The 9,937-nt window shown below is 68.4% G+C and carries 8 protein-coding genes; 6 read left to right on the top strand and 2 right to left on the bottom strand.

The window, feature by feature from the left end:
• Positions 1-229: 229 nt before the first annotated feature.
• Together QZ332_RS11165 and QZ332_RS11160 are read left to right on the top strand one after the other, a co-directional pair.
• Positions 230-1,843, top strand: coding sequence for an NAD(P)/FAD-dependent oxidoreductase (locus QZ332_RS11165; RefSeq protein ID WP_295765378.1), 1,614 nt, complete (start codon positions 230-232; stop codon positions 1,841-1,843).
• Positions 1,840-2,811 (top strand): D-2-hydroxyacid dehydrogenase, encoded by a 972-nt coding sequence (locus QZ332_RS11160; RefSeq protein WP_295765375.1) that lies wholly within the window; start codon positions 1,840-1,842, stop codon positions 2,809-2,811. The genes QZ332_RS11165 and QZ332_RS11160 overlap by 4 nt, the downstream gene beginning before the upstream one ends.
• A 332-nt stretch (positions 2,812-3,143) precedes the next feature.
• Here QZ332_RS11160 and QZ332_RS11155 read toward each other — a convergent pair whose 3' ends face one another.
• Both QZ332_RS11155 and QZ332_RS11150 read right to left on the bottom strand, forming a co-directional pair.
• Positions 3,144-4,499: an MATE family efflux transporter gene (locus tag QZ332_RS11155; protein WP_295765372.1), complete on the bottom strand. Its 1,356-nt coding sequence runs from the start codon at positions 4,497-4,499 to the stop codon at positions 3,144-3,146.
• A gap of 107 nt (positions 4,500-4,606) precedes the next feature.
• Positions 4,607-5,455 (bottom strand): AraC family transcriptional regulator, encoded by an 849-nt coding sequence (locus QZ332_RS11150; RefSeq protein ID WP_295765368.1) that lies wholly within the window; start codon positions 5,453-5,455, stop codon positions 4,607-4,609.
• 375 nt (positions 5,456-5,830) lie between these two features.
• On the opposite strand from QZ332_RS11150, the gene thyA reads away from it, so the two are divergent.
• The 4 genes from thyA to recG are packed head-to-tail and all read left to right on the top strand — an operon-like array spanning position 5,831 to position 9,860.
• Positions 5,831-6,661: a thymidylate synthase gene (gene thyA, locus QZ332_RS11145; protein ID WP_295765365.1), complete on the top strand. Its 831-nt coding sequence runs from the start codon at positions 5,831-5,833 to the stop codon at positions 6,659-6,661.
• Positions 6,662-6,670: 9 nt separating this feature from the next.
• A complete protein-coding gene (locus QZ332_RS11140; RefSeq protein WP_295765362.1) occupies positions 6,671-7,195 on the top strand; it encodes a dihydrofolate reductase in 525 nt (174 codons plus the stop codon).
• Positions 7,192-7,695, top strand: coding sequence for a dihydrofolate reductase (locus QZ332_RS11135; RefSeq protein WP_295765359.1), 504 nt, complete (start codon positions 7,192-7,194; stop codon positions 7,693-7,695). Before QZ332_RS11140 ends, QZ332_RS11135 begins: the two co-directional genes overlap by 4 nt.
• Before the next feature lie 23 nt (positions 7,696-7,718).
• Positions 7,719-9,860, top strand: coding sequence for an ATP-dependent DNA helicase RecG (recG, locus tag QZ332_RS11130; protein WP_295765357.1), 2,142 nt, complete (start codon positions 7,719-7,721; stop codon positions 9,858-9,860).
• Positions 9,861-9,937: the final 77 nt, after the last annotated feature.

Here is a 9,937-nt window from a genome sequence, read left to right as displayed (position 1 = left end):
CCTCACATACAGAGTCAGAGTCTGCTGTGCTACCTTTACACAAACCCGCTGTATCACGCTTGACGCTGTTGAACAGCTATCATTATACTAAAAAACGCCGTCTTGTCAAGAGGGTATCCAAAATTTTTTCCAAATTTCTTTTTCAAGAAAACCGCGGACCACACGTTCCATCCCGCTCGGGAGTATGGTATACTGGGGATATCTCTCATCTCACGAAAGGAGACCGCCCATGTTGAAGCTCGAGGGCATCCGGCTCCCGCCCGGCGGCGGGGAGGCGGACCTCCGCGCCCAAGCCGCTAAGCTGCTCCGCGTCCGGGAGACGGACCTCCGCTCCCTCCAGATCCTCCGCCGGAGCGTGGACGCCAGGGACGGCGTGGCTTTGACCTACACCCTGGCGGCAGAGGTGGAGGGCGAGGCCCTCGTCCTCCGCCGCTGCGGCCGCAAACGCGTCAGCCGTCTCATCCCGGGACCGTCCTACCGCCTGCCGGGGCCCCTGCCGCCGCCGGAGCTCCCGCCGGTGGTCGTGGGGGCGGGACCGGCGGGGCTCTTCGCCGCCCTGGTCCTGGCCCACGCGGGCCAGCGGCCCATCCTCCTGGAGCGGGGCCGTCCCGTGGAGGAGCGGCAGGCGGACGTGGAGCGCTTCTGGTCCTCCGGGGCTTTGGACCTGGAGTCCAACGTCCAGTTCGGCGAGGGCGGCGCGGGAGCCTTCTCCGACGGCAAGCTGAACACCGGCACGAAGGACCTCCGCCACCGCTTCATCCTGGAGCGGCTGGCCGCCTGCGGTGCGCCGCCGGACATCCTCATCGACGCCAAGCCCCACGTGGGCACGGACTTCCTCCACATCGTGCTGCGGGCCCTCCGCCGGGAGCTGCTGGACCTGGGGGCGGACATCCGCTTCCGGACCCGTCTGACGGACCTTCGGATCGAGGACGGGGCCCTGACGGGCATAGGGACCGCGGGGCCGGCGGGAGAGGCGGACCTCCCCTGCCGGGAGCTGATCCTCTGCCCCGGTCACTCCGCCCGGGACACCTTCCATCTGCTCCATGACCGGGGCGTCCCCATGGAGGCCAAGCCCTTCGCCGTGGGCGTGCGCATCGAACACCGCCAGGAGGACTGCGACGCCGCCCAATACCGCCGGTATGCCGGGCATCCCGGCCTGCCCGCGTCCACCTACAAGCTCTCCTGCCATCTGCCCGGCGGGCGGGGCGTGTTCTCCTTCTGCGTCTGCCCCGGCGGGGAGGTGGTGGCCGCCGCGTCCGAGGCGGAGCGGGTGGTGACCAACGGCATGAGCCGGTTCGCCCGGGACCGGGAGAACATCAACGGCGCCCTGCTGGTGAACGTCACGCCGGAGGACTTCGGCGGGCCGGGTCCCCTGGCGGGGGTGGCGTTCCAGCGTCGGCTGGAGGACCGGGCCTACGCCCTGGGGGGCGGCGGCTACCGCGCCCCCGCCCAGCGGGTAGAGGATTTCCTGGCCCGCCGTCCTTCCGCCGGGCCGGGGAAGGTCCTGCCCAGCTACCGCCCCGGCGTGACCTGGACGGACCTCCACGGATGCCTGCCGCCCTTCGTCGCGGAGGCCCTGGAGGAGGCCCTGCCCATCCTGGGCCGGAAGCTCCGGGGGTACGACGCCCCCGACGCGGTGCTCACCGCCGTGGAGAGCCGCAGCTCCTCGCCCGTCCGGATCCTCCGGGGACCGGACTGCCAGTCCGCCCTCCGGGGGCTGTACCCCTGCGGCGAGGGGGCGGGCCATGCCGGGGGCATCCTCTCCGCCGCCGCCGACGGGATGCGGTGCGCGGAAGCCCTGCTGGCAAATCGAGATCGAGATAAGGAGGCCCTTCAGCCATGAAGCATATCTGCATCTATCAGGAGTTCCTGACCCAGGCCCACTGCCGGCAGATCCGCCAGACCGCGGAGGCCGTGGGCTTCGTCCCTCATTTCTTCCCCCTGGAGCAGTTCGAGGAGGCCAAGGCGTGCCTCCAGGACTGCGAGATCCTCTACGCCCATTCCATCGACCTGCTCCGGGCCGCCCCCGCCTCCTTGAAGTGGTATTGCTGCTCTTACGCCGGGGTGGATCCCTACTGCCGGGACGAGTCTCTGTTCCCCAGTCCCGCGTGTATGCTGAGCAACTCCAACTGCTACGGGGTCACCATCGCCGAGCATGTCGTCATGGTGGTGCTGATGCTCCTGCGGCGGATGCCGGAGTATGAGGAAGTGGTCCGGGCTCGGAGCTGGAGCAACCAGCTCTCCATCCGTTCCATCCGGGACAACACGTTCACCCTCCTGGGGACGGGCGACATCGGCTCCCATGTGGCGCAGCGCCTGCGGGGCATGGGGGCCGCCCGGATCGTGGGCCTCAGCCGCAGCGGGGAGGCCCGGGAGGACGTCTATGACGAGGTCCTGCCCGTCTCCGCCCTGGACGAGGTCCTGCCCCGGACCCGGAACCTGATCATGTCCCTCCCCGGCACGGCGGAGACGTTCCACATCCTGGACCGGGGGCGGCTGGCCCTCCTGCCGCAGGGCGCCTATGTCGTCAACGTGGGCCGGGGCACCGCCATCGACCAGGAGGCGCTGATCGACGCGCTGGACAGCGGCCGTCTCGGCGGCGCGGCGCTGGACGTGATGGATCCGGAGCCCCTGCCGGAGGACCACCCCCTCTGGAGCGCGAAAAACCTCATCCTCACGCCCCACGTCTCCGGCAACATGACCCTGGGCTACACCTGCGACCGGAACGTGGAGATGTTCTGCGAGGACCTTCGGAACTACGCCGCGGGGCGGCGGCTGAACGGTCTGGTGGACCGGACAAGAGGCTATTGAGTATACGAGTGAGCGGCCCCCTTCGGGGGCCGCTCAGCTTGTCGAAAAAAGAGGAGAGCCGATCCAACGGGAAGGGAGGCCATGTGCGGGAGACCCTTTCCGGGTCTCCCGCACCATTCGGATCATAAGCTTTCAGAACGTTCTGAAAATTTGCTCAGGCTGTCACAAGACTTTTTTGACAGCCCGATCGGCCCCCGGAGGGGCCGATCGAAAGGTCGAAAAAGTATCGGGGACTGCGTCGATAGGGAGGGAGCGCACCGCGGGAGGGACCCGGGAAGGGCCCCTCCCGTTTTCGGCCGGCCGGACGGGGCCCCGGGCCCCGTCCGTCTTTATCAGCCCCGGTCCAGGGCCATCGTCTCCCAGCGGTGCCCCAGGTAGCGGGGGAGGAAGAGGGCGATCCGCAGGCACCAATCCACGAACATCGCCATCCAGATGCCCACCACGCCGAAGCCCAGATACCGGCCCAGCAGGATGCCGAAGCCCACCCGCATGGTCCACATGGAGACCGAGGAGACCACCATGGTGAACCGGGTGTCCCCGGCGGCCCGGAGGGCCTGGGGCAGCGTGAAGGACAGCGGCCAGATCAGCATGCCGAAGAAGCCGTGCATCCAGATGACCTGGCGGGCATAGCGCTCCGCCTCCGCCGAGACGTTGTACAGCCGGAGGAAGAAGGGCAGGGAGAAGTAGACCAGCACGATGGACACGCCCATGCAGAGGTAGGCCGTCTTGACCAGCTTGTTCGTGTAAAAGCGGGCCTTCTCATAGCTCCCGGCCCCCACGCACTGGGACACCACCGTCACGATGCCCAGGCCCAGGGCGTTGCCCGCGATGCACTGGAAGGTGGCGAAGGTGTTGCCGATGGCGTTGGCCGCCACGGAAGCCGTGCCCAGCACGGAGACGGTGGACAGGAGCAGGATCTTGCCCAGCTGGAACATGCTGCTCTCCAGGCCGTTGGTCACGCCGAAGCGGAGGATGTTCCGGACGATGTACCGGTCGTGCCGGAGGCTGAGCCCCTCCACCCGGAGGGGCAGGCCGGGCCTCCGGAGCAGGATCAGCATGGCCGCGGCGGCGAAGATCCGGGAGACCAGCGTGGGGATGGCCACGCCCTCCACGCCCATGCGGAAGCCGAAGATCAGCAGGGCGTTGCCCGCGCCGTTGATGATGTTCATCACCAGGGACACCCACATGGAGATCTTGGAGTTGCCCATCACCCGGAAGAGGGCCGCTCCGGCGCTGTAGACGGCCAGGAAGGGAGTGGAGGCTTCCACGATCATATAATAGGTATCGGCGTAGGCCGCCACGTCCGGATCCACCCGGCCGAAGACCACGCCCAGGACGAAGCCCTTCCCCAGGTAGAACAAGAGCATGATGAGCAGGGACGCCTCGATCATGAACAGCAGGAGCTGCCCGCCGGAGTGCCCGGCCTTGTCCCGCTCCTGCCGGCCCAGGTACTGCCCGGCGATGGCCGCGCCGCCGGTCGCCAGGGCGGCGAAGGTGTTCACCAGGAGGACGTTCACCGTGTCCACCAGGGACACGGCGGAGATCGCCGCCTCGCCTACCTGCGACACCATGACGGAGTCCAGCAGGCCCACGGTGATGGCCAGAAGCTGTTCGATGACTAAAGGGACGACCAGCCGCCGCAGGTCCCGGCTGCTGAAATCGATTTGGATCGTTTTGGTTCCTTGCATAGCTGTACTCTCCGAAAAATAGACTGCGCTCCCGCCGTCCGGCCCATGGCCGGGCCTCCGGAACGGACGGAGGCCCTCCCGCCCCCTCCCCTCCCGGGGAGGGCGTATCACCGGAACTCCCGGGGGTTCATGTGGAACGTGTTCCGGAAGGCCCGCAGGAAGGTGGAGTATTCCGAGAAGCCCACCTGCTCCGCCGCCTTCATCACCGGCGTGCCCGCCCGGATCAGCTCCCCCGCCCGGAGGAGGCGCTTCTGGCTGACATACTGGTGGACCGTGTAGCCGGTGACGGCCTTGAACCGGTGCATCAGATAGTACCGGCTGAGGTAGGACCGCCGGGCCAGGGCGTCCACGGTCAGATCGGCGTCCAGGTTCCCGGCGATGTAGCGCAGGATCTCCTCGATCTTGGGGTCCACCCGGTAGCTGTCCTTCTCCTCCTGGGCGGTGCGGCTGCGCAGGATGTCCCGGTTCACGCCGATCAAAAGCTGCTGGCAGAGGGTGTCCGCCATCCGGGCGGCGCCGAACTCCGCGGAGCGCTGGGCCTCCTCCAGCCGCTGGATGGTCCGCATGTACTCCAGCCGCCGCTCGCCCCCGGTCCGCAGCAGATGGAAGCCCCGCCGCCGGGCGGCGGCGAAGCAGGCGTCCAGGGACTCGCCGGGGTCGCTCCGGGCGGCCAGCCAGTCCGAGCCCAGCCAGATCACGACCCGCTCATAGGGCTCCGCAGGGTCGATGATGGGCCGGTGGATCAGGTTGTGCTGCACCAGCAGGATGTCCCAGGGCTGGAGGAAGTAGGTGACGCCCTCCACCAGATAGGCCACCTTCCCGCCCAGGAACAAGATCAGCTTGTCGAACTCGTGGTAGTGGTAGTCCAGCTTCTGGGCGCGGCTGTCCTTCAGGTGGAACAGGCGGAAGTCCTCCTTCAAATAGCCCCGCTTGACCGCGGCGCTGCGGTCGGCCATCGAGCATCCCTCCCCTCGCCTTGCCGGCGATCCTCATCTTAACGCACTTTTTGCGCCTTCGCAACCCGAATATCCAACAAACCTTGGAAAAGTTCCACGCGTTCTTTGGAGGAAGCGGCAAAAACCCGGCCTCCATCTCCCGAAAATTTGGGCACACGAATCCATCGAAATTTGCTATGCTATAGTTGTATCGGGCCCCGTCCGAAGACCGGCGGGACATCCGCCGGCGGCGGAGGCAGGTCCCCGCAGGCGGGCCGCCGCCCGGCAGGGAGGCCGCGCGGAGCGGCGGGGGAGATTTGCCGTCTGGGCGTCCCGGCATCTTTCGAACGAGGCCGAAAGACCATTCGGCATCCAGATCACGACAGGAGGCTGTTTATGAGCCGTGCAGACCTGATCTTCATGGAGAACTGCCGGGATATCCTGGCCAACGGCGTCTGGGACACGGACCGGGAGGTCCGCCCCCGGTGGGAGGACGGCGCTCCCGCCCACACGGTGAAGAAGTTCGGCATCGTGAACCGTTATGACCTGCAAGAGGAGTTCCCCCTGCTCACGCTCCGCCGGACCTATTGGAAGACGGCGGTGAAGGAGCTGCTGTGGATCTGGCAGGAGAAGTCCAACGATATCCACGATCTGGACGCCCACATCTGGGACCAGTGGGCGGACGCGGACGGGTCCATCGGGAAAGCCTACGGCTATCAGCTGGGGGTGAAGCACCACTACCGCGAGGGGGACATGGACCAGGTGGACCGGGTGCTGTACGACCTCAAGCACGACCCCGCCTCCCGGCGGATCTTGACCAGCCTCTATAATTTCCAGGACCTCCACGAGATGAACCTCTATCCCTGCGCGTGGTCCATGACCTTCAACGTCTCGGGGAACGTGCTGAACGCCATCCTGAACCAGCGGAGCCAGGACATGCTGACCGCGAACAACTGGAACGTGGTCCAATACGCCGTCCTGGTGCACATGTTCGCCCGGGCCAGCGGCCTGGTCCCCGGGGAGCTGGTCCACGTCATCGCCGACGCCCACATCTACGACCGGCACGTCCCCCTGGTGCGGGAGCTGCTGGAGCGGACGCCCGCCCCGGCCCCCGCCTTCTCCGTCGACCCGGACGTCACGGATTTCTATCGGTTCACCCCGGACAGCTTCCGGGTGGAGGGCTACACGCCCGCCCCCTTCGAGAGCAAGATCCCCGTGGCGGTATGAGGTGAGGCCATGGACGCCATCGTCATCACGGACCGCCGCTGGGCCATCGGACGGGACGGCGGGCTGCTCTTCTCCCTCCCCGCGGACATGCGCCGCTTCCGCGCCCTGACCCTGGACGGGACGGTCATCATGGGCGGGCGGACCCTGCGGTCCTTCCCCGGGGGCAGGCCCCTGCCCCGGCGGCGGAACATCGTCGTCACCCGGGATCCGGCCCGCCTCCCGGAAGGGGCGGAGCCCGCCCCCTCTCCGGAGGAGGCCCTGGCCCTGGCCGGCGGACCGGAGGCGGAGGGCCTGTGGCTCATCGGGGGCGGCAGCGTCTACGCCGCCCTGCTGGATCGGTGCCGCCGGGTGTGGCTCACCCGCGTGGACGCCCTGGCGGAGGCGCCGGACACCTTTTTCCCCGATCTGGACGCGCTGCCCGGCTGGGAGGTCGCGTCCGCCGGGGAGTGGATGGAGGAGGGCGGCTTACGGTTCCGGTTCCTCCAATACGTGAACGCAGAGCCCCACGATCGATTTGAAGAGGTGAAGGTATGAATGCTTACATCATCGCGGATCAGCGCTGGGCCTTCGGGCGGAACGGCGGGCTGCTCTTCTCCCTGCCCACGGATCTTGAGCACTTCCATTCCCTGACCCGGGGCGGCACCGTCATCATGGGCCTCGAACGGCTGAGGTTCTATACCGGCGGCGAGCCCCTGCCCCAGCGGCGGAACATCGTCGTCACCCGGGACCTCAGCGCCGTGCCGGAGGGCGCGGAGGGCGTCTCCTCCCCGGAGGAGGCCCTGGCCCTGGCCGGCGGGCCGGAGCAGGAGGATCTGTGGATCATCGGCGGCGGCAGCATCTACGCCACCCTGCTGTCCAGGTGCAGCCGGGTGTACCTCACCCGCGTGGAGACCCGCGTGCAGGAGTCGGACACCTTCTTCCCCAACCTGGATAAGCTGCCCAACTGGGAGGTGGAATCCACCGGGGAGCTGATGGAGGAGGACGATCTGAAGTTCCGCTTCATCCGGTATGTCAACACGCGGCCCCGCAGCTGACCGAGGAGACGGCAAAAGGGACTTTGGGGAACAGGCGTTCCCCAAAGTCCCTTGTTTTCTCCGCCCGCCCGGACTATAATACGGAGGGGCGACGCGCCCGGAAAGGAGGGACCGCCATGGCGGACTTGAGGACGGACGTGCGCTATATCAAGGGCATCGGCGAACAGCGGGCCAAGGCCCTGGCGAAGCTGGGCATCCGCACCCTGCGGGACCTGATCTCCTGGTTCCCCCGGCGCTATGAGGACCGGACCGAGGTCCGGCGGATCGCGGACCTGGTCCCGGAGGAAACGGCCTGCGTGGCGGCCATGGTGGCCGCGCCGCCCACGCTGTCCCACATCCGCAGGGGCCTGGACCTGGTGAAGCTCCGGGCCGTGGACGAGACCGGCGCTCTGGACGTGACCTTCTTCAACCAGGCTTGGCTGAAAAACAGCCTCCGGGAGGGCGAGACTTACATCTTCTGCGGCAAGGCGGAGGGGGGCCCCCTCCGCCGCCGGATGGCGAACCCCATCGTGGAGCCGGAGGGCCGGCGGGAGGCCACGGGCCGCATCGTGCCCGTCTATCCCCTCACCGCCGGGGTCAGCCAGCTGCTCCTCTCCCGGTCCGTCCGCCAGGGGCTGGACGCCTGCGCGGACATCCTGCCCGACGTCCTGCCGGACGAGGTCCGGCAGGAGCACCAGCTCTGCCGGGTGGGCTTCGCCTATGAGAACATCCACTTCCCCGAGAGCGCCGAGGCGCTGGAGCTGGCCCGGCGGCGGCTGGCCTTCGAGGAGCTGTTCCTGTTCACCCTGGGCCTCCGGCGGCTCCGCCAGAGGCGGGAGACCGTGGAGGCAGAGCCCTTCCGGGAGACGGACATGGGGGCCTTCTACCGCGCCCTGCCCTTCACCCTGACGGAGGCCCAGCGCCGCTGTATAGAGGAGGCCCTGGCGGACATGGCCTCCGGACGGCCCATGAACCGCCTCTGCCAGGGGGACGTGGGCTCCGGCAAGACCATGGTGGCCGCGGCCTGTGTGTACGCCTGCGTGAAAAACGGCCGCCAGGCCGCGCTGATGGCCCCCACGGAGATCCTGGCCCGGCAGCATCACGCGGGGCTCCGCCCCCTGCTGGAGCCCCTGGGGATCCGGTGCGCCCTGCTCACCGGGGCCTCCGCCGCGAAGGAGAAGAAGGCGCTGGCCGCGCAGCTGGCCGCGGGGGAGATCGACCTCGTCGTGGGCACCCACGCCCTGATCTCCGGGGGGGTGGAGTACCGCTCCCTGGGGCTGGTGGTGACGGACGAGCAGCACCGCTTCGGCGTGAGCCAGCGGGCGGCGCTGGCGGGGAAGGGGGACCACCCCCACACCTTGGTCATGTCCGCCACGCCCATCCCCCGGACCCTGGCGCTGATCTTGTACGGCGACCTGGACATCTCCGTCATCGACCAGCTCCCCCCTGGGCGGAGGCCCGTCCAGACCTCCTTCGTGGACAGCAGTTACCATCCCCGCATCTACCGGTTCCTGCGCAGGCTGGTGGGAGAGGGGCGGCAGGTCTACATCGTCTGCCCCCAGGTCTCCGAGAGCGAGGAGCCGGGGGACGACCGCAAGGCCGTGACGGAGTACGCCGCGCAGCTGTCCCGGGAGGTCTTCCCGGACCTGCGGGTCGCCTTCGTCCACGGGAAGATGAAGCCCAAGGAGAAGGACGCCGTCATGACGGCCTTCGCCGCCGGGGAGGCGGACATCCTGGTGTCCACCACGGTCATCGAGGTGGGCGTGGACGTGCCCAACGCCGCCGTCATGGTGGTGGAGAACGCGGAGCGCTTCGGCCTCAGCCAGCTCCACCAGCTCCGGGGCCGGGTGGGCCGGGGGAGCTGGCAGTCCTACTGCGTGCTGGTCTCCGACAACCGCAGCGAGGAGACCCGCCGGCGGCTGAAGATCATGACGAAGACCGCCGACGGCTTCCGGATCGCCGAGGAGGACCTGCGCCTCCGGGGGCCGGGGGACTTCTTCGGGCAGCGCCAGCACGGCCTGCCGGGCCTGCGGGTGGCGGACATCGGCTGTGACGCCCTGCTCCTCCGGGAGGCCCAGGAGGCGGCGGACGCCCTGCTGGCCCGGGACCCGGAGCTGCGGGGCTGCCCCGCCACGGCGGAGCGGATGGCGGAGCTGTTCACCGAGGCGGCGGATACGCTGAACTGAAGCGGCGGCGCCTCCCCCTTTTCGGGGGAGGCGCCGTCGGCCTATTCCTGCCGGGCGGCGTGCCAGGCGGTGAGAAC

It is taken from the genome of uncultured Oscillibacter sp. (genome assembly GCF_910584465.1).
Lineage (GTDB): Bacteria > Bacillota > Clostridia > Oscillospirales > Oscillospiraceae > Oscillibacter.
This window is presented reverse-complemented; position numbering and strand designations above follow the sequence as displayed.

Coding starts and splice junctions, on each gene's coding strand:
- QZ332_RS11165 (WP_295765378.1), top strand. CDS start 230: ATGTTGAAGCTCGAGGGCATCCGGCTCCCGCCCGGCGGCGGGGAGGCG.
- QZ332_RS11135 (WP_295765359.1), top strand. CDS start 7,192: ATGAATGCTTACATCATCGCGGATCAGCGCTGGGCCTTCGGGCGGAAC.
- QZ332_RS11140 (WP_295765362.1), top strand. CDS start 6,671: ATGGACGCCATCGTCATCACGGACCGCCGCTGGGCCATCGGACGGGAC.
- QZ332_RS11150 (WP_295765368.1), bottom strand. CDS start 5,455: ATGGCCGACCGCAGCGCCGCGGTCAAGCGGGGCTATTTGAAGGAGGAC.
- QZ332_RS11155 (WP_295765372.1), bottom strand. CDS start 4,499: ATGCAAGGAACCAAAACGATCCAAATCGATTTCAGCAGCCGGGACCTG.
- thyA (WP_295765365.1), top strand. CDS start 5,831: ATGAGCCGTGCAGACCTGATCTTCATGGAGAACTGCCGGGATATCCTG.
- QZ332_RS11160 (WP_295765375.1), top strand. CDS start 1,840: ATGAAGCATATCTGCATCTATCAGGAGTTCCTGACCCAGGCCCACTGC.